This window comes from Streptomyces purpurogeneiscleroticus, assembly GCF_020024005.1.
Taxonomy (GTDB): Bacteria; Actinomycetota; Actinomycetes; order Streptomycetales; family Streptomycetaceae; genus Streptomyces; species Streptomyces purpurogeneiscleroticus.
In genome coordinates this window covers 1-22,222 of sequence record NZ_NHSG01000413.1, presented here as the reverse complement: position 1 = coordinate 22,222, position 22,222 = coordinate 1, and the positions used below count along the sequence as shown (strand labels likewise).

21 protein-coding genes and 1 pseudogene are annotated in these 22,222 nt (G+C 69.7%); 18 read left to right on the top strand and 4 right to left on the bottom strand.

Going from position 1 to position 22,222, the window contains the following annotated elements; genetic code table 11:
- Positions 1-116 precede the first annotated feature (116 nt).
- A complete protein-coding gene (locus CCS38_RS30545; protein WP_223736575.1) occupies positions 117-1,064 on the bottom strand; it encodes a LysR substrate-binding domain-containing protein in 948 nt (315 codons plus the stop codon).
- Between the two features lie 110 nt (positions 1,065-1,174).
- On the opposite strand from CCS38_RS30545, the gene CCS38_RS30540 reads away from it, so the two are divergent.
- The 6 genes from CCS38_RS30540 to CCS38_RS30515 all read left to right on the top strand — a co-directional run bounded on the left by CCS38_RS30540 (position 1,175) and on the right by CCS38_RS30515 (position 8,576).
- Complete coding sequence (locus CCS38_RS30540; RefSeq protein ID WP_223736574.1) at positions 1,175-1,981, top strand: cyclase family protein; 807 nt, start codon at positions 1,175-1,177, stop codon at positions 1,979-1,981.
- Complete coding sequence (locus CCS38_RS30535; protein WP_308050898.1) at positions 1,978-3,627, top strand: thiamine pyrophosphate-binding protein; 1,650 nt, start codon at positions 1,978-1,980, stop codon at positions 3,625-3,627. The genes CCS38_RS30540 and CCS38_RS30535 overlap by 4 nt, the downstream gene beginning before the upstream one ends.
- A gap of 64 nt (positions 3,628-3,691) precedes the next feature.
- Positions 3,692-4,846 carry a thiolase family protein gene (locus CCS38_RS30530; RefSeq protein ID WP_223736573.1) on the top strand — a complete coding sequence of 385 codons (1,155 nt, stop codon included), beginning with the start codon at positions 3,692-3,694 and terminating at the stop codon, positions 4,844-4,846.
- Positions 4,843-5,154, top strand: coding sequence for a zinc ribbon domain-containing protein (locus CCS38_RS30525; protein WP_223736572.1), 312 nt, complete (start codon positions 4,843-4,845; stop codon positions 5,152-5,154). The genes CCS38_RS30530 and CCS38_RS30525 overlap by 4 nt, the downstream gene beginning before the upstream one ends.
- The gene (locus CCS38_RS30520; protein WP_223736571.1) at positions 5,151-6,779 is read left to right on the top strand and encodes an ATP-dependent acyl-CoA ligase; all 1,629 of its coding nucleotides are present in this window, start codon (positions 5,151-5,153) and stop codon (positions 6,777-6,779) included. Before CCS38_RS30525 ends, CCS38_RS30520 begins: the two co-directional genes overlap by 4 nt.
- A gap of 456 nt (positions 6,780-7,235) precedes the next feature.
- Complete coding sequence (locus CCS38_RS30515; protein WP_223736570.1) at positions 7,236-8,576, top strand: MFS transporter; 1,341 nt, start codon at positions 7,236-7,238, stop codon at positions 8,574-8,576.
- Positions 8,577-8,921: 345 nt separating this feature from the next.
- Here CCS38_RS30515 and CCS38_RS30510 read toward each other — a convergent pair whose 3' ends face one another.
- From CCS38_RS30510 to CCS38_RS30500, 3 genes are read right to left on the bottom strand one after another with little or no spacing between them, the layout of a single operon-like run.
- The gene (locus CCS38_RS30510) at positions 8,922-9,842 is read right to left on the bottom strand and encodes an MBL fold metallo-hydrolase (protein ID WP_223736569.1); all 921 of its coding nucleotides are present in this window, start codon (positions 9,840-9,842) and stop codon (positions 8,922-8,924) included.
- Positions 9,839-11,179, bottom strand: a complete 1,341-nt coding sequence (locus CCS38_RS30505) for an MFS transporter (protein WP_223736568.1) — start codon at positions 11,177-11,179, stop codon at positions 9,839-9,841. Before CCS38_RS30505 ends, CCS38_RS30510 begins: the two co-directional genes overlap by 4 nt.
- Positions 11,176-12,054, bottom strand: coding sequence for an alpha/beta hydrolase (locus CCS38_RS30500; RefSeq protein ID WP_223736567.1), 879 nt, complete (start codon positions 12,052-12,054; stop codon positions 11,176-11,178). The genes CCS38_RS30505 and CCS38_RS30500 overlap by 4 nt, the downstream gene beginning before the upstream one ends.
- Before the next feature lie 269 nt (positions 12,055-12,323).
- On the opposite strand from CCS38_RS30500, the gene CCS38_RS30495 reads away from it, so the two are divergent.
- The 12 genes and pseudogenes from CCS38_RS30495 to CCS38_RS30445 all read left to right on the top strand — a co-directional run bounded on the left by CCS38_RS30495 (position 12,324) and on the right by CCS38_RS30445 (position 22,183).
- Positions 12,324-13,802 carry a 2-hydroxymuconic semialdehyde dehydrogenase gene (locus CCS38_RS30495; RefSeq protein ID WP_223736566.1) on the top strand — a complete coding sequence of 493 codons (1,479 nt, stop codon included), beginning with the start codon at positions 12,324-12,326 and terminating at the stop codon, positions 13,800-13,802.
- Positions 13,799-14,620 carry a 2-keto-4-pentenoate hydratase gene (locus CCS38_RS30490; protein WP_223736565.1) on the top strand — a complete coding sequence of 274 codons (822 nt, stop codon included), beginning with the start codon at positions 13,799-13,801 and terminating at the stop codon, positions 14,618-14,620. Before CCS38_RS30495 ends, CCS38_RS30490 begins: the two co-directional genes overlap by 4 nt.
- Positions 14,617-15,084: a RidA family protein gene (locus CCS38_RS30485; protein WP_223736564.1), complete on the top strand. Its 468-nt coding sequence runs from the start codon at positions 14,617-14,619 to the stop codon at positions 15,082-15,084. Before CCS38_RS30490 ends, CCS38_RS30485 begins: the two co-directional genes overlap by 4 nt.
- Positions 15,081-15,608 carry a 3-hydroxyanthranilate 3,4-dioxygenase gene (locus CCS38_RS30480; protein WP_223736563.1) on the top strand — a complete coding sequence of 176 codons (528 nt, stop codon included), beginning with the start codon at positions 15,081-15,083 and terminating at the stop codon, positions 15,606-15,608. The genes CCS38_RS30485 and CCS38_RS30480 overlap by 4 nt, the downstream gene beginning before the upstream one ends.
- Positions 15,609-15,612: 4 nt before the next feature.
- Positions 15,613-16,608 carry an amidohydrolase family protein gene (locus CCS38_RS30475; RefSeq protein WP_223736562.1) on the top strand — a complete coding sequence of 332 codons (996 nt, stop codon included), beginning with the start codon at positions 15,613-15,615 and terminating at the stop codon, positions 16,606-16,608.
- A gap of 226 nt (positions 16,609-16,834) precedes the next feature.
- Positions 16,835-17,776 (top strand): LysR substrate-binding domain-containing protein, encoded by a 942-nt coding sequence (locus CCS38_RS30470; RefSeq protein ID WP_223736561.1) that lies wholly within the window; start codon positions 16,835-16,837, stop codon positions 17,774-17,776.
- 139 nt (positions 17,777-17,915) lie between these two features.
- A pseudogene (locus CCS38_RS35795) lies at positions 17,916-18,167 on the top strand (hypothetical protein); the annotation flags it as partial.
- Positions 18,168-18,200: 33 nt separating this feature from the next.
- The gene (locus CCS38_RS30465) at positions 18,201-19,025 is read left to right on the top strand and encodes a HipA family kinase (protein WP_223736560.1); all 825 of its coding nucleotides are present in this window, start codon (positions 18,201-18,203) and stop codon (positions 19,023-19,025) included.
- Entirely contained in the window at positions 19,022-19,417 is a 396-nt protein-coding gene (locus CCS38_RS30460; protein ID WP_031053543.1) for a DUF3037 domain-containing protein, read from the top strand. Before CCS38_RS30465 ends, CCS38_RS30460 begins: the two co-directional genes overlap by 4 nt.
- A gap of 313 nt (positions 19,418-19,730) precedes the next feature.
- Positions 19,731-20,492, top strand: coding sequence for a 3-oxoacyl-ACP reductase FabG (gene fabG / locus CCS38_RS30455; RefSeq protein ID WP_223736559.1), 762 nt, complete (start codon positions 19,731-19,733; stop codon positions 20,490-20,492).
- Positions 20,493-20,538: 46 nt separating this feature from the next.
- Positions 20,539-21,291 carry an SDR family oxidoreductase gene (locus CCS38_RS30450; RefSeq protein WP_223736558.1) on the top strand — a complete coding sequence of 251 codons (753 nt, stop codon included), beginning with the start codon at positions 20,539-20,541 and terminating at the stop codon, positions 21,289-21,291.
- A gap of 214 nt (positions 21,292-21,505) precedes the next feature.
- Entirely contained in the window at positions 21,506-22,183 is a 678-nt protein-coding gene (locus CCS38_RS30445) for a uracil-DNA glycosylase (RefSeq protein ID WP_223736557.1), read from the top strand.
- Positions 22,184-22,222: the final 39 nt, after the last annotated feature.

The window sequence follows — 22,222 nt, the reverse complement described above, 5'->3', positions numbered from 1 at the left end:
TCTTTCCGGGGCATCGCAACATTTCGACTGTACGGGACCACGAGCGTCCCTCACGGTGACGCTGCGTGACTGGTCGAGAGCCTCGCGGACAAGCACGCGAGAGTAAATCGCTGCCCTCATCGCCGTGATTCCAACAGCACGGGGTCGGTCTCCCGGGCGACTGCGACGATCTCCTTGATCAGGAGCCTGGTACTCGCGGACGGCCGCCGGTCGGCGATCGTCGTGATCCCGATCTCGCGCGGCACGGTGTCAAGCCCCAAGGGCAGCACGGCGAGCAGCGGGTCCCGTGCGCCGATCAGCATGGGCAGTGGAGCGACGGCGTCTGTTTCCAACAGGACCGTCTTCAGCGTGAGGATCGTCGAGCACTCGATGATGTTCGCGGGGAGGGGCAGGCCCCGGCGGTCGAAGAGTTCGTCGATTTCCTGGCGCAGCTGGCTGTTTCGGCCCGGCAGGATCCACGGCAGGTCCATGAGGTCCTCGATGCCGCTGGTGGGTGTCCCGAGGCAGGGGTGCGCATGCCGAACGACGAGGCGAACCGGTTCGTCGTAGAGCCGGACGTGACGCAGCGCGGCGCGCGGGCTCGACGGCTGGAGCCGGCCGACCAGTACGTCCACTTCGCCTCGGGAGAGTTGCAGGCCGAGTTCCTCGGGCATCGCCTCGACGACCGAGACGGTGAGGTGCGGGTGGGCCTTCTTGAGCCGGATCAGGGTCTGCGGCAGCAGGGAGTGCGCGCCCGCGAGGATGGTTCCCACCCGTACGGGCTCCATGCCGAGACGCTGGAGCTCGTGGATACGTCCGGCCGCGGCTTGCACATTGCCGACGACCGCGCGGGCGTGCTCGATGAGGATGTCGCCGTACTGGGTCGGACGGACGCCGCGCGGCCCCCTGGCGAAGAGTTTGACCCCGATGATCGTCTCGATCTCCTGAAGGCTTCGAGTGACAACCGGTTGGGTGACGTGCATCGCCTTGGCGGCACCGACCAGGGTGCCCTCATCAGCCACAACGGTCACGAGAACAAGGTGACGCAGTTTCAGCCGACCGTCCAGAAAGTGATCCACGTTCATGTCTTGACATCTCTCTGTAACATGATGTTGGGCTTCGGTATAGCCAAACACGAATAGCGGCGACCGGAGAAGCATTAGTCAAGGCCGAATCTCTGCCAAATGATGAGGCCATGTCTTGGACACTCTCCGCAGAGGGGCCGCTGGGCGGCCTGACGTCCGCTCTGGCGTCCGGCAGCGTCGAGGTGGTCGACCTGACCGCCCTCCTGTCGCCGTCGACGCCCGTGCTCGACCTTCCGCCAGATATGGCACCGATCCCACACTTCGAGCTGGAGGAGCTCGCACGGTACGACGAGCGGGGGCGCACGTCCTACCAGAACGGCATTCACACCGGTGAGCACGTGGGCACCCACTTCGACGCGCCGTGCCACTGGGTCACCGGCGCCGACAAGGGGGACGTCGCTCACGTACCGGTCCGGCGCCTGGTCGCTCCCGCTGTCGTGATCGACAAGACCGCCGAGTGCGCCGCCGACCCGGACTTCCTGCTGACAGTTGAGCATCTCGAGGAGTGGCAGCACCACAACGGCCCTCTTCCGGACGGCGGTTGGCTGCTCTATCGCACCGGTTGGGCCGCGCGCTCGCACGACCGGCAACTGTTCCTCAACGCCGATGAGAGCGGGCCGCACACGCCCGGCATCACGGCCGAATGCGCCCGCTGGCTGGCCGACGAGGCGCCGATCGTCGGACTCGGAGTGGAGACGGTCGGGACCGACGCCGGGCAGGCGTTCACCTTCACTCCGCAATTCCCGGCGCACCACTACCTGTTGGGCGCGGGCAAGTACGGAGTCACCCAGTTGCAGAACCTCGACCGGCTGCCCGTCACCGGCGCCGTCCTGATCGTCGCTCCGCTCCGCATCGCCGGTGGGTCCGGCAGTCCGGCGCGGATTCTGGCCCTCGTGGAGAACGGAGAAGTCCAGTGACCGTGCTTGTCCATGAGGCCATCGGCAGGCAGCTCACCGATCTCGGAGTCCGTACGGTCTTCGGTGTGGTCGGCAGCGGCAACTTCCACTTCACCGACGCGATGGTTCGCGGCGGCGCCCGGTTCGTCGCCGCTCGTCACGAGGGCGGTGCGGCCACCATGGCGGACGCGTACGCCCGTATGTCCGACGAGGTCGCCGTGCTCTCCCTGCACCAGGGCTGCGGCTACACGAACGCCCTCACCGGAATCACCGAGGCCGCGAAGAGCAGGACGCCGCTGCTGGTGCTGACCGCCGAAGCCGCCGATCCCACCTCGAACTTCGCGCTCGACCAGGCGGCGATCGCGGTCGGGATCGGGGCGGTCGCCCTGCGCGTGCGGTCTCCCAGAACCGCCCTCGACGATGTGGCACGGGCCTTCGCGATCTGCCGCCACCAGCGGCGCACGGTCGTCCTCAACGTCCCCATCGACGTTCAGGACGCGCTCCTGGACGCGGAGGCCCCGGCCCGGGAGTACCGCCGGGTCGTCGAACCACGGCCCGACGACAGTGAGATCGCCGCGTTCGCCCAGCTGCTGGAACGCGCCGAGCGGCCGGTCTTCGTCGTCGGACGCGGCGGCCGTTCCCCGGGCTCCCGGGACGCCGTCCGCGATCTGGCCGCCGAGGCGGGCGCACTCCTCGCCACTTCCGCCGTCTCCCGCGGGATGTTCAACGGCGACGACTGGAACATCGACGTCTCCGGCGGCTTCTCCTCGCCGCTGACGGCCGAACTCGTCTCCGGCGCCGACCTGCTGGTGGGATTCGGCTGCGCCCTGAACATGTGGACCATGCGGCACGGCAGGCTCATCGCGCCGGACGCGACCGTCGTCCAGGTCGACATCGAACCGGGGGCCATCGGCGTACACCGTGACGTGGACCTCGGTCTGTGGGGCGGTGTCGCGGGAACGGCACGGGCCACGGCCGGGTGGCTGCGGGCGAACTCGCCCGGCGGGCGCACGGGTTACCGCACTCCGGACGTGGCCGAGCGGATCCGGTCCGGCCTGCGCTGGAACCAGGTCGGATTCGAGGACGCGTCGGGCGACGGACGGGTCGACCCACGCAGTCTGACCGTCGCGCTCAACGGCATCCTGCCCACCGAGCGGATCGTCTCCGTGGACTCGGGCAACTTCCTCGGCTACCCGAGCATGTACCTCGACGTGCCCGACGAGTACGGGTTCTGTTTCACCCAGGCGTTCCAGTCCGTCGGCCTGGGCCTGGCGACCGCGATCGGTGCCGCGCTGGCGCAGCCCGACCGGCTGCCCGTGGCCGGCTGCGGTGACGGCGGCTTCCTGATGGGCCTCTCGGAGCTCGAGACCGTCGTACGGCTGGGTCTGCCCATGTTGATCGTCGTCTACAACGACGCCATGTACGGCGCCGAGGTGCATCACTTCGGGACCGGCACGAGCGGCCTCGACACGGTGACCTTCCCCGACACGGACATCGCGGCGCTCGCGCGGGGACATGGGTGCGAGGCGCTGACCGTCCGACGGCCCGAGGACATGCACGCCGTGAAGGAGTGGCTGTCGGCCGGCCCCGTCCGTCCCTTGGTGCTGGACGCCAAGATCACCTCGGACGGGGGTTCCTGGTGGCTGCAGGAAGCTTTCGGGCACTGAGGCACCGCCAAGAGCCCCTCGGCCATCCCCCCGACTGCGTCACGAAATGGGAGAGCGAGCTCTGATGAGAAAGATGACAAGCGGCGTCTCCGTCATCGGCGCCGGCGAGTCGCCCTACACCCGGCATCCGGCATCCGACACGACCACGGAAGGGGTGCTCGCCGACGCCGTACGCCGCGCACTCGCCGATGCGAACCTCCAGACCTCCGAGGTCGACGGCTTCGGTGTCTGCAGCTTCACCCTCGGTCCTGACCACGCCATCGACCTGGCCTGGCGGCTCGGACTGCGGCTGCGTTGGCTGATGCAGGACACCAACGGTGGGGCGAGTGCCGGCACGATGCTGCAGCACGCCGTGCGGGCCGTGGAGTCCGGCGACGCCTCGGTCGTGGTCCTCGTGGCCGGCGACCTGATGGACCAGCAGGTGCACCTCAAGATGGTGGCCGAATACAACCGGGCGACCGCCGAGCATTTGGTTCCGCTGGACATGCTCGGACCGAACGCCCTTTTCGCTCTGCTGACTCAGCGTCAGATGAAGGCCGAGGGACTCACTCGCACGGATTATGGGCGACTCGCGGTGGCTCAACGCGCATGGGCGGCCCTCAACCCCGGGGCCGTGTACCGCAATCCGATGACGCTCGACGACTACCTGAACGCTCCCATGGTCGCCGAACCCCTCGGCCGGTACGACTGCGTACCGCCGGTCACGGGCGCCGATGCCGTGGTGATCGCGGCCGACGAACGGGCCGCGGGCACACGACGAGCCAGGGTGCTGACCGTCTCGGCCCGTTACAACAGCGATGACCAGACAGGCGACGGCCTGGTCACCGGCTTGGCCGACTGCGCGCCCGAGCTGTGGGACACCGCCGGCCATGGGCCGGCCGACGTCGACGTGGTCAGCGTGTACGACGACTACCCGGCCATGGCGCTCGCCCAGCTCAAGGACCTCGGACTGGTCGCCGGCGGTGAGATGCCGGCCTTCATCGCCGAGCGTCTCGCCACCCGGAAGCTCGCCGTCAACACCTCCGGTGGACAGCTCTCGGCCGGCCAGCCGGGTTCCGCGGGAGGCATGCACGGACTCGTGGAGATCGTCCGGCAGTTGCGCGGCCAGGCCGGACAGCGGCAGGTCGACGCCCGTCTCGGCCTGTTCAGCGGATACGGGATGGTGCTCTATCGCTACGGCGCGTGTGCCACCGCCGGGCTCCTGGAGGCGGCCGAATGAGTGTGATCGTGCAGAACTGCCGGACGTGCGGCGGCCAGTGGTTCCCCGCCCGGTTGATGTGTCCCCGCTGCGGGGGTGCCGATCTGGCGCCCGTGAGCGTCGAGCGCGGGGTGGTCGAGCAGCTGACCCACCTCGGCGACGTCGTCATCGCGTCGGTGGCCTGCGACCCCGAACCGCTGCTCGTGGCCAGGTTGCACGGGACGGTCGAGCCCGGTGACGTCGTGGAACTCACCGATCGCCCCGACACGTCCGGCCGTCCCGTTGCCTTCGTACCGCCGAGCGGCCTGTCCCGGAAGGAGCTGTCATGAGCGATGTCACCGACATCCCCGACCTCACCCGCGCAACCGTATCCGGACTGCTGCAATGGCGCGCGGACAGCACCCCGGACAGCATCCTGCTGCGCTGCGGGGACACGCAGAGAACCGCCGCCCAGATGCTCGAACGGGTCGCCGTCGCGGGAGGCCTGCTCCGCCGGCACGGGGTGGAGCGGGGAGACCGGGTGGCGCTGATGGCGTCCAACCGGGTCGAGTTGCTGGACCTGATCCTGGGCTGTGCGTGGATCGGTGCCGTCGCGGTGCCGATCAACACCGCCGCGCGGGGTGAGCAGCTCCAGCACATTCTGACCAACTCGCAAGCGGAGCTGCTGGTTCTGGAACATCCCTTCCTCGCACAGGTGGAGGCGTTGCCGAGCACCGCCGAGCTGCGCCAGATCTGGCTGCTGGACGAGGACGAGGCCGTCTCGGTGCTGCCGGTTCCCGTCGACCTGATCCCGGGCGACAGCCGGGCCGTGGAGCCGGTGGCGGTCGGCCCCGGCCATCCCGCGGTGATCCTCTACACCTCGGGCACCACCGGAGTCTCCAAGGGAGTCGTCTGCCCGCACGCCCAGTTCTACTGGTGGGGCCGCAACGTCGCGGCCCAGCTCGGCATCACCTCGGCCGACGTTCTGCACACCTGCCTGCCGCTGTTCCACACGAACGCGCTCAACGCCTTCAGCCAGGCGCTGGTCAGCGGAGCCCAGTACGTCATCGGCCCGCGCTTCTCGGCCTCCCGCTTCTGGTCGGACGTGACGGCCAGCGGGGCGACCTGCACCTATCTGCTGGGCGCCATGATCAGCATCCTGGCGGGCCGGCCGCCCGGAGAGCACGATCGAGCGCACCGGGTGACCGCGGCACTGGCACCGGCCACCCCCGCCGGGCTGCTCCGGGAGTTCGAGGAGCGGTTCGGTGTCGTCCTCATCGACGGCTACGGCTCGACCGAGACCAACGCGGTGATCTCCGCGAGCCGGACGGAACAGCGGCCGGGATTCGTCGGACGCCTTCAGGAGGGGTTCTCCGCCCGGGTCGTCGACGAGAACGGGCTCGACGTTCCCCCTGGCACACCGGGCGAACTGCTGCTGCGCAGCGAGCAACCCTTCGCCTTCGCCTCCGGCTACCACCGCATGCCCGACGCCACCGTCGCCGCGTGGCAGGACCTGTGGTTCCACACCGGTGACCGGATGGTGATCGAAGCGGACGGGTGGATCAGGTTCGTCGACCGCATCAAGGACGTGATCCGCCGTCGCGGCGAGAACATCTCCTCCGTCGAGGTCGAAAGCGTCCTCGCACAGCACCCCGGTGTCCGTGACGTCGCGGTTTACGCGGTGGACTCCGAACTCGGCGAGGACGAGGTGATGGCCGCCGTGGTCCCGGTCGAGGGGCAGAAGATCGACTTCGTCGAGCTGGTGTCCTTCTGCGAGCCCCGGCTGGCCTACTACGCGATTCCCCGCTTCGTGGCGCTGTGCCCGGAACTGCCGCTGACCGAGAACGGCAAGGTGCGCAAGACCGTGCTGAGGGAGTGGGGAGCCGACCGCGCCGACTGGGACCGTGAGGCGGCCGGCGTCGTGCTGCGGCGCGACCAGTCCACCGCGGCCCGCTCGGAAGGAGCCTGTACATGACCGAATACCGCACCTTCGTCGGTGCCCTGCTCCTCGACGGCGCATCCCCGTTCAACGACATCAATCCAGTGGACGCCACCGCCCGGTTGGTTATGAGCGGCGAAAGCTGAGCGCGGCCTCCCGCGCGTCGGCCGGGGGCCGGCCCACGCGGCGTCCCCGTGGACCTCGTCGTTCCCCGACTCACCTCGGAGAAGGCTGCCACCCTGCCCGAAGCGGCGGCCGTTCCCCTCGTCGAGGCCACCCCTGGGCGGCAGTTGACCTCCGCCTCCAAGATCGCGGCCACCGCCTCCGAAAGGGCGGTGGCCGTCACCGGACAGGTCCTGGCCGTCAGCGGCGGCCACGGAACCTTCCCTCGGGCGAACCCCGCCCCGGCACATCCCCTTTCCCGGCCATCGAGACGCCCCCGCGCGACCTTCGACGTCCCGATGGCCACCGTCCTCATTCAGAGGTGACGAGATGAGCCCCACCGCACCGCACAAACCGGCAGCCGGACCGCAGTCGATCCGCAAGATCGCCATCGCCAGCCTGACCGGAACCGCACTCGAGTGGTACGACTTCTTCCTCTACGGCACCGCCTCGGCCCTGGTGCTCGGCACCCTCTTCTTCCCCGAGGCCAGCTCCCTCGCCGGCACCCTGGCCTCCTTCGGCACCTTCGCCGTCGGATTCGCGGCCCGCCCCCTCGGCGGAATCATCTTCGGTCACTTCGGAGACCGGCTGGGCCGCAAACCCATGCTCGTGATCACCCTGCTGCTCATGGGCTTCACCACCTTCCTCATCGGCGCCCTGCCCACCTACGCGCAGATCGGCGTATGGGCGCCGGTCCTGCTCACCCTGCTGCGCGTCCTTCAGGGCATCGCGGTCGGCGGCGAGTGGGGCGGAAGCGTCCTCATGATCACCGAGCACGCCCCCGCGGGACGGCGCGGCTTCTACTCGGCCTGGAGTCAGGTCGGCATCAACCTCGGCTTCATCACCTCCGCGGGAGTCTTCGCCGCAGTCCAGGCCCTGTCCGACGAGGCGTTCCTGTCCTGGGGCTGGCGTCTGCCCTTCCTCCTCGGAGCCGTCCCCGCGCTGGTCGGCCTCGTCATCCGGCTGAAGATCGAGGAGACACCGGAGTTCCAGAGCGTCCAGCACAAGGGCGAGAAGCAGCGGCTTCCGGTCCTGCACGCCCTGAAAACCCACCCGCGCTCCATCCTGATCACCGCCGGCGCCCGGATGGCGGAGAACGGCGCGTCGTACATCTTCCTCGTCTTCTCCCTCGCCTACGGCAAGCACATCGGGGTCGACAACACCCTGCTGCTGACCGGGATCATCGTCGCGAACATCGTGGAAGGCGCCTCGATGGTGGGATTCGGTGCCCTCTCCGACCGCATCGGCCGCCGCCCCGTCTACATGGCCGGAGCGGCCACCCTCATCGTCTTCGCGTTCCCCTTCTTCTGGCTCGTGGACACCGGCACCCCCGCGCTCGTCTGGCTCGCCTTCGTCATCGCCATCGGCATCGGCCACGGGGCCATGATCGGAACCCAACCGAGCTTCTTCACCGAGCTGTTCGGCAAGTCCTCGCGCTACAGCGCCATCTCGCTCGGCCACGAGCTGGCCTCGGTGTTCGCGGGCGGGCTCTCGCCGCTCATCGCGACCGCTCTCCTGGCGGCCACCGACTCCTCCTGGCCCATCTCCCTGTACCTCGTCGTCCTCGGCTGTATCACACTCGTCTCGGTCTACTTCGCCCGCGAGACGGTGCAGCGCGACACCGCGCCCACGCCGGACCCGCGGCTGCAGCCGGCCGGAACACACGAGTAGCGCGTACCCGGTGCGTCGGTGCTTGTCGGCCGGCCACCTCTTGGCCGGTGCGACGAGCCGGCCGCCCAACCAAAGGCCGGGGGCGCCCGGGCACCCGCCTCGTGAGACTTCGCGCGGCCTGAGGGGGGACGGACGGCTCGTTCGCCGTGCCGCCCGGGACGGACTGTGCGCCCTCGGCCGCGGGGAGGGGCCCTCCGTGGGAACGAAACACCCCTCTGCTGCCACAGCGTCGCCCCTCGACCCGACCGTCCCTCTCGCCCCGTCACAGCGGGACTGCGAATCGCGATGACCCGCTATGAAACAGGGCGAAACACTCAGTTAGGCGCGGCGGTTGTCGACGACCCGTTATCCGGCGGCGGGTCCGCCCGCCACCACGTACCGGCCCGGGCGATGGAGATCAGCGGCAGGGGCGAAGGTGAACCCGGAGCCGTGCCGGCCGACGCGGCCGGCGGAAGGGGCGGCGAAGTGCGCGGGCATCATCGCGGTTCCGGTGTCGGCCAGCCACTCCAGCGTCCGCCTGCGGGTACGCGCCGACAGCTCGGGGTCGACGCAGTACCGGGTGCTGGCGTCCGGATCCATCAACTGGAGCGGGTGGTGCAGGGTGTCGCCGGTGAGCAGCAGTCGGGCCCGGGAGCCGGTGACCAGGACGGCCGTGTTGCCCGGGGTGTGACCCGGTGCCGGGCACAGCCGCACATGCGGACCGAGCTCGGCGTTCAGGGGCGTCAGATCCAGCAGCCCCGCCTCGGCGACCGGCTCGATGCTGTCGGCCAGGTAGTCGCCGGTCCGGGTCATCGCCGCGGCCCCCGCCGCGGACCGCCAGTAGTCGTACTCCGGTGCGGTCAGAACGTGCCGGGCCTTCGGGAAGGCCGGTCGCCAGTGCCCGTCCGACCACCGCGTCGCCCATCCGACGTGGTCCACGTGCAGATGACTGAGGACGACCGTGGACACGTCGTCGGCGGACAGTCCGGTCGCTGCGAACCGCTGCCACCAGCCACTGTCCAGGCGGTCGAACTCCGGCCTGGCCCGGTGTTTCCCGTCGCCGACGCAGGCGTCGACCAGGATCCGCTCGTGCGGGGTGACGACCAGGAAGGCCTGCATGGCGAAGACCAGCCGTCCTTGCCCGGGTGCGTACCAGGGCTCCTCGGCGGCCCAGCCGGAGGGCACGCCCGGGTGTCCGGGGAAGAACTCCACTGGATCGATGAGCAGCCGCGGTGTCTCCACGACCGGAACCACCGCAACGTCACCGAGATCGAACCAGCCGCTCATCGCGCCGTCACTTCCCGCTGTTTCCGCTCCGCGTCTTCGGTCCCGCCTGTCCGGCCGGCCGCGTGGGGCAGGCGCCACAGCACCGCCGCGCTCACGGCCGCCACCACCACCGGAATGGCGGTCAGTAGCACGATGTCGTCGCCGGGGAGCGAGAGCGCGAGCAGGACACCCGCCGCGGCCGGACCCACGATCGAGCCGACCCGGCCCAGAGCCGCGGCCCAGCCCACTCCGGCGGTCCTGGTGGCCGACGGGTACATCGCGACCGCGAGGGTCAGCTGACCGATCTGGCCGGCCGTGACACCCGCACCGGAACCGGCGAGCGCGAGCAGCAGCGCGGTGTGGTGCGTCCCGACCGTGGCCGCGGCGACCATCGACACCGCGCCGATCGCCGGCATCACCATCAGGGCGAACGTGATCCCCTTACGGGCGGCCAGCAGGAGGAGCACGATTCCGCCGATGACTCCGCCGAAGCTCAGGAAGGCCAGGCCGATCGGGGCCTGCGAGGCGGAGAAGCCGTACCCGGTCAGCAATGTGGGCACCCAGGACTGGAGGGTGTAGCTGGCGATGAAGACCAGGAAGGCGAAGGTCCACAGCAGCAGGGTGGCGGCGCGCAGTCCGGGCGCGAACAGCGCGCCGACCCGCGCTTCGCGCGCGGCGGCCGCCGCGTCGTCGGTTGCGGGAACGGCCGCCGTGCTGTCCGAGGCCACGGACGCCGGTGCGGCCGGCAGCCAGCGGCCCATCAGCGCGGCCAGCAGCAGCGGCAGTCCGCCGCCGATCCAGAACACCCCGGCGGCCCCGACCGACGCCAGCATGCTGCTGCCGAAGACGCCGGCGACCGTCCCGCCGAAGGCGAGCCCGAGGGTGACCGTGACGGAGACCGACTGCCGTTGCCGGTCCGGGTGGTGCGCGGTCGCGAGGGAGACGGCGCCGGGCAGGACCACGCCGAGGCCGAGGCCCGTGATCAGCCGGACCGTGCTCAGGGCGGTCAGTGACTGCATGGGAAGCACCAGGGCGGTGACCAGCGAGCCCGCGGCGAACAGCGAGGTCCCGGCGATCAGCATCCGCCGCAGGCCCAGCCGCACCGCGAGCCTGCCCGAGGCGAGGTAGCCGAGCACCACGCCGATGTTGGTCAGCACCACCGCCGGGGTGAAGTCGGCCGAGGCGACGCCCCACTGCTCCGCCAGGGAGGGCAGGACGAAGGAGAGCGACGCGGAGTCGAAACCGTCGAGCAGCACCGCGAGAAAGGCAAGTCCCACCACTCCGAAGCGCATCCCGCGAAAACTCGCCAGGACGCTTCCCCGCCCGCTCCCCGTCGCCGTGCTCTCGTCGTGTCTCATCGGGTGCCTCCGAAAACTACCTGGTGTGCGGCTTCGAACAGCTCCGACTTCGGTTCGGCGAAGGCGGTGGCGGTGCCGATGTGGTCGGTCCCGGTCAGCGCCACGGTCACCGGCGGCCTGCCCGCGGCGGTCAGGGCCTCGGCGAGCAGCCGTCCCTGACGGGTCAGCCACAAGTCGTCGTCCGCCTTGCGGTTGGGTTCCGGATCGCCGAAGGAGACCACCACCCGCTCGGGGCTGCGGCTCACCCGCAGTGCGGGGCTGAGCAGTAGCGCCTGCGCCGGGTCTTCGACCATGCCGCGCAGATCGGTGGGCGCGCTCATGCACACCGTGCCCGCCACCGGGCGGGGGGAGCTGTCGGTCAGCGTGACCATCGCGGCGAGATGACCGCCCGCGGAGTGCCCGGCCACGGTGATGCGTTCCGGGTCGCCCCCGTAACGAGCGGCGTTCGCGCGCGCCCACTCCACCGCCAGGGCCGCGTCCGCGACCGCGTCGGCGATGGTGTGGCGTGGTTCGAGCCGGTAGCCGCAGGACAGGAAGACCGCACCGGCGTCCACCCAGGGGCCGGCGAGGTGGTCGTAGTAGGCCGGGTGACCCTCGCGCCAGCGGCCGCCGTGGAAATACACGATGACCGGGCGGTCGCCGGATCCGGCGCCGGTGGGGACGGCGGGCGGCCCGGGGTGGTAGACGTTCACCAACTGGTGGGCGTCGGGGCCGTACATGAGGTCGACCTCATGGGGCACCCGCGAGCGCAGCTCCCGGCGGCGGTGTGCGGCTTGCCGATAGAAGCCCGGCCAGTCGGGGTGATAGTCCTCCGGGCGCCGACAGGTGAAGAACTCACTGGTGTCCGCCGGACGGACTGCTTGGCTTGCGGCCACTGGCCCTCCTGGTCATCGCCGGTGCTCTGGCGGCTCCGGGTGTGCAGTGGTCCGTATCATCACCAGGCCCGCGGCAGCTCGGGTAATGCCTACTTCGTCCGTACCTATCGCCATACGGTCATACCGAGGGTGTGCGCCCCCTGATCCGGCTCCGTACGGCGCACGCGCCTGACTGTCCTCGCCGCCCGCTCCCGCTATGCCTGATCGGCTATGCCCGAAGACCGGATCGGTATTGGACGGGCATGAAAAGGCGATCGTACGGTCCCCTCATGAGTGACGATTCGCCAACCGAGGTCGTTCAGCTCCGGAACTTCGTCGACGGAAGCTTCGTCGAAGGTGCGGACACGTTCGACAAGATCAGCCCGGTCGACGGGGCCCGGGTCGCCGTGGTGCACGAGGCCGGGCAGGAGACGGTGGATGCCGCCGTACGGGCCGCGCGCCGGGCGTTCGACGGCCGCTGGGGCCTTTCCACGGACCGGGACAGAGCCGCCTTGCTGAGGCGGATCGCCGACGGGATCGAGGCGCGTTTCGAAGCGTTCGTGGACGCCGAGATCCGTGACACCGGCAAACCGGTGGCGCTGGCCCGCGAACTGGACGTGGCCCGCGCGGCGGCGAACTTCCGGTCCTTCGCCGACACGATCGCCTCCGCCGGCCTCGATTCGTATCTGACCGACACGGCCGAGGGCCGGCAGGCCCTCAACTACGCGGTGCGCAAGCCGCTCGGTGTCGTGGCCGTCATCGTGCCCTGGAACCTTCCGCTGCTGCTGCTCACATGGAAGGTGGCACCGGCCCTGGCCTGCGGCAACGCCGTGGTGGTCAAGCCGTCCGAGGAGTCCCCGTCGACGGCGACCCTGCTGGCGGAGGTCATCGCCGAGGCAGGAGCGCCGAACGGCGTGTACAACGTCGTCCACGGCTTCGGCCCGGGCTCGGCGGGTGAGTTCCTCACCCGGCACCCGGGCATCGACGGGGTCACCTTCACCGGCGAGTCCTCGACCGGGGCGACCATCATGAAGGAGGTCGCGCCGCGTGTGGTGCCCGTCTCCTTCGAACTGGGCGGCAAGAACGCGGCCGTCGTCTTCGACGACTCCCCGTTGGAGCGGACCCTCGACGGGCTGACCCGGTCGCTGTTCCTGAACACCGGCCAGGTCTGCCTGTGCACCGAGCGGGTCTACGTCCAGCGCGGTCTCTTCGACGAACTGGCGGCCGGGATCGCCGAGCGGGCCCGGGGACTGCGCCTGGGCCGCCCGCACGCCCCCGGCACGACGACCGGCCCGCTGATCTCCCAGGGGCACCGGGCCAAGGTGATGTCGTATCTCGACCTCGCCGTAAAGGAAGGGGCCGAGGTCCTCGCCGGGGGCGGCATACCCGATCTCGGTGCGGACCTGGCGCGCGGAGCCTGGATCGAACCGACGGTGTGGACCGGCCTGGACAACTCCTGTCGCACCGTGCGCGAGGAGGTCTTCGGTCCGGTCGCCGCACTGATCCCCTTCGACACCGAGGAGGAGGCGATCGGCCTGGCGAACGACACCGACTACGGGCTGGCCGCCTCTGTGTGGACCAGCGATCTGAACCGGGCCCACCGGGTGGCGCAGGCGATGGACGTCGGCCTCTCCTGGGTCAACACCTGGTATCTGCGCGATCTGCGCGCCCCCTTCGGCGGGACGGGCCGCTCCGGTATCGGACGCGAGGGTGGAAACCACTCGCTGCACTTCTACACCGAGACGACGAATGTGTGCGTGGCACTGTGACCGAATCGACCTCCCCCCTCTCCCAGTACGCCACGGCTCTCGATGAGGCCGTCATCTCCAGGCGGGCGATCGCGCAGCTGAGCCGGTCCGCCTCCCTCACCCTGGACGACGCCTACCAAGTGCAGGCGCTCGGTTCCGAACTGCGGGCGGCCCGCGGTGACCGTGTCGTCGGTGTGAAGCTGGGGTTCACCAGCAAGGCCAAGGCGCTGCAGATGGGCGTCTCCGACGTCATCTTCGGCCGGCTGTACGCGAGCGGCGAGTACGTCGATGGTGGCAGCGTCGCCATGGAGGACTTCATCCACCCGCGCGTCGAGCCGGAGGTGGCCTTCCGCCTCGGTGCACGGTTCGACGCGCGCGCCTCGGCCGATCCCGAGGCCGAACTGCGGGCCGCCATCGACGCGGTCGCCCCCGGTCTGGAGATCATCGACAGCCGCTACGCGAACTTCCGGTTCTCGCTCACCGACGTCGTCGCCGACAACACCTCGGCGGCCGCTTTCGTGACCGGGGCCTGGCAGCCGACCGACCTCACCGCCACCGACGTCCGGTTCGACGACCGGCCGGTGACGCTGGAGATCGATGGCGCGGCCGCGGCGACCGGGAGCACCAGCGACATCCTCGGTGACCCGGTCCTCGCCCTGCCCGCGATCGCACGCATGGCCGCGGCCCAGGGAGTCGTCCTGCCCGCCGGTTCCGTGCTGCTGGCCGGGGCGGCGACCGCCGCGGTCGCCCTCCCCGGCGGGGTCACGGTCAGCGCGGCCGTCCCGGGGCTCGGCTCCGTCCGCGTCACCACCACCGGCACACCCGCGGAGGAGCGATGAACGACGAGTCCCTCGTGGCCGAAGGAAACGACAAGTCCCTTGTGGTGGAAGGGAAAGCCACCCCCCGCGGCCGGTTCCCGCACGTGAAGGTCGCCGGTGACCTGGTGTTCGTCTCCGGGACCAGCAGCCGCCGCCCCGACAACACCTTCGCCGGGGCCAGCGCCGACGCGATGGGGGTGACGGACCTCGACATCGAGGCCCAGACCCGGGCCGTGATCGAGAACATCCGTGACGTCCTCGCCGCCGTGGACTGCACGCTCGACGACCTGGTCCAGGTCACCGCCTATCTGGTCAGCATGAACGACTTCGGCGGCTACAACCGCGTATGGGCCGAGTACTTCGACGCCACTGGACCCACGCGGACCACCGTCGCGGTCCACCAGCTTCCCCACCCGCATCTGCTCATCGAGATCCAGGCCGTCGCCGCGCGCCGGCCCGGCCATACCGCCAAGGAGAACTCATGACGTCGTCACTGCCTCCGGTCTTCAACTTCCCGCAGTGGCTCTCCGAGAACGAGGACCTGCTGAAGCCTCCGGTCAACAACAAGGCGATGTGGGACACCAGCGGTGACTTCATCGTGCAGATCGTCGGCGGCCCCAACCAGCGGCTCGACTTCCACTTCGAGCCGTTCGAGGAGTACTTCTACCAGGTCAAGGGCAATATGCATGTCAATGTGATCACCGAGGACGGTCCGCAGCGCGTGGACATCCGCGAAGGCGACATGTGGCTGCTGCCCGGCAACACCTGGCACTCACCACAGCGTCCGGAGGAAGGATCCATCGGCATCGTGGTGGAGCGCGTCCGCCCCGAGGGGACGACGGAACAGTTCGGCTGGTTCTGCCTGGAGTGCGGCACGAAGGTGCATTCGGTGGAGTTGCAGGTGCGGGACATCGTCGCCGACCTGCCGCCGGTGTTCGAGGCCTTCCACGCGTCCGTCGAGCAGCGCACGTGCGGAAACTGCGGCACGCTGCACCCCGGTAAGGGCTGATCCGGTGTCCGATGTCATCGACATACACACCCACTACGTCCCCGCCGCCTGGCCCGACCTCGGTCCCGGTCAGCCCTGGCTGCGGGTGGAGTCCGAACGCCAGGCGATGATCATGGTGGGGGAGACCGAGTTCCGCGCCATCGAATCGAACTGCTGGGATGTGTCGGCCCGACTGGCCGACATGGCGGCCGACGGGGTGCAGGCCCAGGTGGTCTCTCCCACACCGCTCTTCTTCGGGTACGACCTGAGCGGTGCCGAGGCGGTCAAGGTCTGCCGGATCTTCAACGATCTCGCCCTGGAGATCTGCGCACCCGACAGGGAGCGGTTCATTCCGTTCGCCCAGGTGCCGTTGCAGGACCCCGACGCGGCCTGCCGCGAACTCGACCGCTGCCTGGACGCCGGGCATGTGGGGGTGGAGATCGGCAACCACGTCGGAGACCAGGACCTCGACGCGGAAGGCGTCGTCACCTTCCTCCAGCACGCGGCCTCGCGCGGCGCGCCGGTCTTCGTGCATCCCTGGGACATGCCCACCTCCCCGCGGTTGGAACGCTGGATGGCGCGGTGGCTGACCGGGATGCCGGCGGAGACCCACCTTTCCGTGCTCGCCATGATCCTCGGTGGAGTGTTCGACCGGGTGCCGGACTCGCTGCGGATCTGTTTCGCGCACGGCGGCGGATCGTTCGCGTTCTGGCTGGGGCGCCTGGAGAACGCCTGGCATCGCCGCTCGGACCTCATCGCCACCTCGCAGCTGCCGCCCTCGGCCTACCTCGGCCGGTTCAGCGTGGACAGCGTTGTCTTCGACCCCGTGGCTCTGCGCACGCTGGTCGACACCCTCGGCGCGGACCACGTGATGCTGGGCAGCGACTACCCCTACCCGCTGGGCGAAAGGCCCGTCGGTCAGGTACTCCGGAAGGCCGACTTCCTCAGCGCCGCGGAGCGCGAGGCGATCGCCGGCGGCAACGCGCTGCGCTGGGTCGGGCGCGTACCTGCCGATCGCTGACCGCGAACCGGCCCTCCGAAGGTGAAACTCCAGCCGAGTGACATCCGCTCAGTCGGGACCGGCGGACCCTGATACCCGTGCCATCACGGCCAGGGTCCGCCATTCCACTGCTCGAACAAGCCCGTCGCCGGGCATTCTGACCAGGCTCCACCAGCAGGTATGTCTATGGTGACGCACACAGCCGTGCGGCTATGCCTACCCGCGGTAGGCGGTCTACCGTTCTCGTATGGAAATACCGCGGATGTTGGACGGGCGGCTGAAATTCCGCCATCTCCTCCTCGTCGAGGCGCTCTCCGGCCAGGGGAGCGTGGTCGGCGCCGCGGCCGCGCTCCACGTCACCCAGCCCGTGGTCACCCGCAGCCTCCAGGATCTCGAACGCATCCTCGGCGTCACCCTCTATGAACGCGGCCCGCGGGGTATCCAGCCCACCGAGTTCGGTGATGCCTTCACTCAGTACGCGCGTTCGGCACTGGCCCAGATGCACCAGGCGAGCCGGCGTCTCCAGGAGATAGCCGACGCCACGCGTGGCCACGTGGTCATCGGCACCCATCTCGCGGGCTCCAACCTCCTGCTGCCGCGGGCCATCGCCCATCTCAAGCAGGACCGTCCCGCGCTGAGGATCGTCGTGCGCGAAGCGACGCCGGAGGCGCTGCTCGAAGACCTCGTCGCAGGCAAGATCGACTTCATCATCGGCCGCCTGGCGACGGTCCCCCCGGAGGGGACGGTCCAGCAGACGCTGCACGCGGAGACCATCCGCGTGATTGCGCGCAGCGGGCACCCGCTCGCGGCACGCACCCAGATCCCGCTCGACGAGTTGATCGCCTACCCGTGGATCCTGCCGGGGGTGGAGACGGCGCTGCGCACGGAACTCGAGGAGTTCTTCCACCGCAACGACTGCTCCCTGCCCCCCAACCGCGTCGAGACGACCGCGTTCCTCACCATCCGCCAGCTCCTCGTGGAGACCGACATGGTGGCCGCGCTACCGGAACTCATCGGCGCGAGCGACCCTCGGCTCACCGCACTGCCGATCTCGCTCGACCTCGTCGGCGCACGCGTCGGGATCACCCTCGCGGCCGGACGCCGTCTGAGCCCGGCTTCGGAGGCCATGATCCAGTCGCTCGTCACCATCGCGGACTCTGTGCACCCGCGGCCGGCTCAATCCGACTGAGTTCCGGCCGCGCGAAGGGGTCGTGGGGCTCGTTTCTCCCCGAGTCGGCCGACCGAAAGGTAGTCGGCGAAGGTGACGGCATGGCACCAGCCGGCTACATGATCGGCCTCGGCGGGTGTCCGGCGCAGCAGTTGGCACCTCGGTGATGCTGGAGGCGGGGGAGTCGGTGGTCGCGCTCGCTCGGTGGCTCGGGCACTCGTCGCCGACCATCACGCTGGACCACTACGCGCACTTCATGCCGGAGGCCGGCAATAGGGGGCGGGGTGCCATCGACGCTCTGTTCGGTGGTGGGGAGAGCGGCGTCGTCGTCCGTGGCCGAAACTCCCCAGAAACTCCCCAGGGGGATTCAGGGCGGATCGGCAGATCGGAGGGCCTTGTCGGTCCGTCGTGATCCTAAGGTCAGACGGGCGGATAGCCTGGGCAAATGCTTACAGAAGTCATTGCGACTCGATATGTGACGCCCCTGCGGGAGGGTGGATCACTGCCGGGGATCGTTGAAGGGGACGACCTCGGTATTTATGTCATGAAGTTCACCGGGGCCGGGCAGGGGCGGAAGACGCTTGTTGCTGAGGTGGTGTGCGGGCAGCTGGGGCGGCGGCTCGGGTTGCGGGTGCCGGATCTGGTGCGGATGCAGCTGGATCCGGTGATCGGGCTGAGCGAGCCCGATCAGGAGGTGCAGGAGCTGCTGAAGGCGAGTGGGGGGCTGAATCTGGGCATGGATTACCTGCCCGGTTCGCTGGGGTTCGATCCGCTGGCCTTCGAGGTGAGTGCCCGCGAGGCGGGGCGTGTGGTGTGGTTCGACGCGCTGATCAATAACGTCGACCGGTCCTGGCGGAATCCGAATCTGCTGGTGTGGCACGGGGAGCTGTGGCTGATCGACCACGGTGCGACGATGATCTGGCACCACAACTGGGCGGGCGCGGAGAAGGCGGCGCTGAAGCCGTACGACGCCTCCGATCATGTACTGGCGACGTTCGGGCCGGACGTGGCGGGGGCGGCGGAGGAGCTCGCGCCCAAGGTGACCGAGGAACTGCTGACCGAGGTCGTCGCGGATGTGCCGGACGAGTGGCTGGTGGACGAGCCGGGGTTCGATTCGGCCGAGGAAGTACGGCGGGCCTACGTGAAGACGCTGCTGGCGCGGGCCGGAGTGATCAGCGAGAACATCAGGATCGGTGAGCGCACGGAGGACAAGCCTTCGCAGGTGCCGGGCTGGCTGGCCGGCAAGCTTCCGCGGAGGGCAGTGAAGTGAGCGGACTGCACAACGGACGGGACGTCTTCGAGTACGCGCTGCTGCGGGTCGTGCCCCGGGTCGAGCGCGGCGAGATGATCAACGCGGGCGTGGTCGTCTACTGCCACGCGCGGCGCTTCGTGGAGGCGCGTACGCATCTGGACGAGGCGCGGCTGCGGGCCCTGGACCCTTCGGTGGACGTGGAGGGCGTGCGGGCGGCGCTCGGCGCGGTCGAGGGGATCTGCCACGGCGGCGAGCGGGCCGGGCAGGCGGCCGGGGACGACGTGGGCCGGCGGTTCCGCTGGCTGATCGCGCCGCGCAGCACGATTGTGCAGCCGGGGCCCGTGCACACCGGGCTGACGGCCGACCCCGCCAAGGAGGCGGAGCGGCTGCTGGACCTGTTGGTGCGGTGACGACGATGAGGCGTCGGTGACGAGGTGCCGGTGACGATGACGGGGCGTATACGGGGAGTGCGTACGGGCAGGCGTTCGGCTTTCCGTGTCCGCTGCGGGGGATGGGGGCGGTGCGGGACATTTCGCGGCCGCCCGCAGTCGTTCGATGCCGCAGGTGAGGGTCGACGTCGCAGGTGAGGTGTGTAACGGGGGCCGGTGGGGCGTTGACACGGAGTGCCCCGGCTTCTAGCGTCAGCTCTGCTGAAGCGACTAAGCGGTTGCTCACCCGCCTTCCGGGAGCGGTGAGCCGCTTTCGAGGTGAGGAGAACCCCGCATGTCCACCACCGAGCAGCGCGTAGCCATCGTGACCGGCGCCGCCCGCGGCATCGGCGCCGCCACCGCCGTACGCCTGGCCGCCGAGGGCCGCGCCGTCGCCGTACTCGACCTGGACGAGGCGGCCTGCAAGGACACCGTCGAGAAGATCACCGCGGCCGGCGGCAAGGCCATCGCCGTGGGCTGCGACGTGTCGGACTCGGCGCAGGTGGAGGCCGCTGTCGCGCGCGTCGCCGACGAGCTGGGCGCGCCGACCGTCCTCGTCAACAACGCCGGCGTGCTCCGCGACAACCTGCTGTTCAAGATGAGCGACAGCGACTGGGACACGGTCATGAACGTGCACCTGCGCGGCGCGTTCCTGATGTCCCGCGCCTGCCAGAAGCACATGGTGGACGCCAAGTTCGGCCGGATCGTCAACCTCTCCTCCAGCTCCGCGCTCGGCAACCGCGGCCAGGTCAACTACTCGGCCGCCAAGGCCGGTCTGCAGGGCTTCACCAAGACGCTCGCCAAGGAGCTCGGCAAGTTCGGCATCACCGCCAACTCCGTCGCCCCCGGCTTCATCGTCACCGACATGACCGCGGCCACCGCCGAGCGGGTCGGCATGGGCTTCGAGGAGTTCCAGGCCGCGGCCGCCACCCAGATCCCCGTCCAGCGCGTCGGCAAGCCCGAGGACATCGCCAACGCGATCGCCTTCTTCACCGGCGAGCAGGCCGGCTTCGTCTCCGGCCAGGTCATGTACGTGGCCGGCGGCCCGCTCAACTGACCCGACACGCAGCCGCCGACGTAGCCGTAAGGGATCGGAATCGGACATGACTGAGCAGGACAACGCCAAGGTCGCCCTCATCACGGGCGCCAGCCGCGGCATCGGGTACGGCGTCGCCGAGGCCGTGCTCGCGCGCGGCCACCGGGCCGTGATCACCGGCCGCAACGAGGACGCCCTCAAGGAGGCCGTCGAGAAGCTCGGCGCCGACCGGGTGATCGGGGTGGCCGGCAAGGCGCACGACGAGGCCCACCAGGCGGCCGCCGTCGAGCGGGCCATGGAAGCCTTCGGCCGGGTCGACTATCTGGTCAACAACGCCGGTACGAACCCGGTGTTCGGGCCGATGGCCGAGCTGGACCTCGCGGTCGCCCGCAAGGTCTACGAGACCAATGTGGTCTCCGCGCTCGGCTTCGCCCAGCAGACGTGGAAGGCGTGGCAGAAGGACAACGGCGGGGCGATCGTCAACATCGCGTCCATCGCGGGCGTCTCGGCCTCGCCGTTCATCGGCGCGTACGGCATGAGCAAGGCCGCGATGATCAACCTCACGCAGCAGCTCGCGCACGAGTTCGCGCCCGTCGTACGGGTGAACTCGATCTCGCCCGCCGTGGTCAAGACGAAGTTCGCGGCGGCGCTGTACGAGGACCGCGAGGCGGAGGCGGCGGCGCAGTACCCGATGGCGCGGCTCGGCGTACCGCAGGACATCGGTGGCGCCGCGGCGTTCTTGCTGTCCGACGACGCGGGCTGGATCACCGGCCAGAACCTCGTCATCGACGGCGGGCGCTTCCTGAACGCCGGGGTGTGAGCGACTGAGGGGCTGACGGCCGGCCCGTACGGTTCGCTCCGCCGGGTGCGGAGTTCTGCTGCCGGTGGCGGCGGTCCCGAGGGGCCGCCGCCACCGGCATTTCCGCGTGGTGGCGAGTTGTCCACAGGGCGAGGGGTGGCGGAACGCGTTGTCAGTGGTCGCCGGTAGGTTCTCCAGTGAGAGATGCGGAACCCACCCGGAGGTCGTTGACGTGATGCCCGACATGCTGCCCGAGTCCTGGCGCGGCGTACTCGGCGAGGAGCTGAGCAAGCCCTATTTCCAGGAGCTGACGGCCTTCGTCGAGGAGGAGCGCGCCCGGGGGCCGGTCTACCCGCCGAGCGAGGAGGTCTTCGCCGCGCTGGACGCCACGCCGTACGACCAGGTGAAGGTGCTCGTCCTCGGCCAGGATCCGTACCACGGTGCGGGCCAGGGGCACGGCCTGTGCTTCTCGGTGCGCCCTGGCGTCAGGACCCCGCCGTCCCTGCGCAACATCTTCAAGGAGATGCACGACGAGCTCGGCATGCCGATCCCCGACAACGGCTATCTGATGCCCTGGGCCCAGCAGGGCGTGCTCCTGCTGAACGCCGTACTGACGGTGCGCGCGGGCGAGGCCAACTCCCACAAGGGCAAGGGCTGGGAGAAGTTCACCGACGCGGTGATCAGGGCGGTGGCGAGCCGGCCCGACCCGGCGGTGTTCGTGCTGTGGGGGAACTACGCGAAGAAGAAGCTGCCGCTGATCGACGGGCAGCGGCATGTGGTCGTGCAGGGTGCGCATCCCTCGCCGCTCTCCGCGAAGAAGTTCTTCGGCTCGCGCCCCTTCACCCAGATAAACGACGCGGTCGCGGCCCAGGGGCACACGCCGATCGACTGGCGGATTCCTGACCTGGGGTGAGTGGGGCCCGTACCGAGTGGGGGCTCGGCTGGGGGGTGG

What these genes read in the sequence shown, in the direction of transcription:
- CCS38_RS30445 (WP_223736557.1), top strand. Translation starts at nt 21,506, where the DNA reads ATGCCCGACATGCTGCCCGAGTCCTGGCGCGGCGTACTCGGCGAGGAG.
- CCS38_RS30515 (WP_223736570.1), top strand. Translation starts at nt 7,236, where the DNA reads ATGAGCCCCACCGCACCGCACAAACCGGCAGCCGGACCGCAGTCGATC.
- CCS38_RS30510 (WP_223736569.1), bottom strand. Translation starts at nt 9,842, where the DNA reads ATGAGCGGCTGGTTCGATCTCGGTGACGTTGCGGTGGTTCCGGTCGTG.
- CCS38_RS30520 (WP_223736571.1), top strand. Translation starts at nt 5,151, where the DNA reads ATGAGCGATGTCACCGACATCCCCGACCTCACCCGCGCAACCGTATCC.
- CCS38_RS30540 (WP_223736574.1), top strand. Translation starts at nt 1,175, where the DNA reads ATGTCTTGGACACTCTCCGCAGAGGGGCCGCTGGGCGGCCTGACGTCC.
- CCS38_RS30470 (WP_223736561.1), top strand. Translation starts at nt 16,835, where the DNA reads ATGGAAATACCGCGGATGTTGGACGGGCGGCTGAAATTCCGCCATCTC.
- CCS38_RS30480 (WP_223736563.1), top strand. Translation starts at nt 15,081, where the DNA reads ATGACGTCGTCACTGCCTCCGGTCTTCAACTTCCCGCAGTGGCTCTCC.
- CCS38_RS30465 (WP_223736560.1), top strand. Translation starts at nt 18,201, where the DNA reads ATGCTTACAGAAGTCATTGCGACTCGATATGTGACGCCCCTGCGGGAG.
- CCS38_RS30485 (WP_223736564.1), top strand. Translation starts at nt 14,617, where the DNA reads ATGAACGACGAGTCCCTCGTGGCCGAAGGAAACGACAAGTCCCTTGTG.
- CCS38_RS30525 (WP_223736572.1), top strand. Translation starts at nt 4,843, where the DNA reads ATGAGTGTGATCGTGCAGAACTGCCGGACGTGCGGCGGCCAGTGGTTC.
- CCS38_RS30450 (WP_223736558.1), top strand. Translation starts at nt 20,539, where the DNA reads ATGACTGAGCAGGACAACGCCAAGGTCGCCCTCATCACGGGCGCCAGC.
- fabG (WP_223736559.1), top strand. Translation starts at nt 19,731, where the DNA reads ATGTCCACCACCGAGCAGCGCGTAGCCATCGTGACCGGCGCCGCCCGC.
- CCS38_RS30495 (WP_223736566.1), top strand. Translation starts at nt 12,324, where the DNA reads ATGAGTGACGATTCGCCAACCGAGGTCGTTCAGCTCCGGAACTTCGTC.
- CCS38_RS30545 (WP_223736575.1), bottom strand. Translation starts at nt 1,064, where the DNA reads ATGAACGTGGATCACTTTCTGGACGGTCGGCTGAAACTGCGTCACCTT.
- CCS38_RS30530 (WP_223736573.1), top strand. Translation starts at nt 3,692, where the DNA reads ATGAGAAAGATGACAAGCGGCGTCTCCGTCATCGGCGCCGGCGAGTCG.
- CCS38_RS30505 (WP_223736568.1), bottom strand. Translation starts at nt 11,179, where the DNA reads ATGAGACACGACGAGAGCACGGCGACGGGGAGCGGGCGGGGAAGCGTC.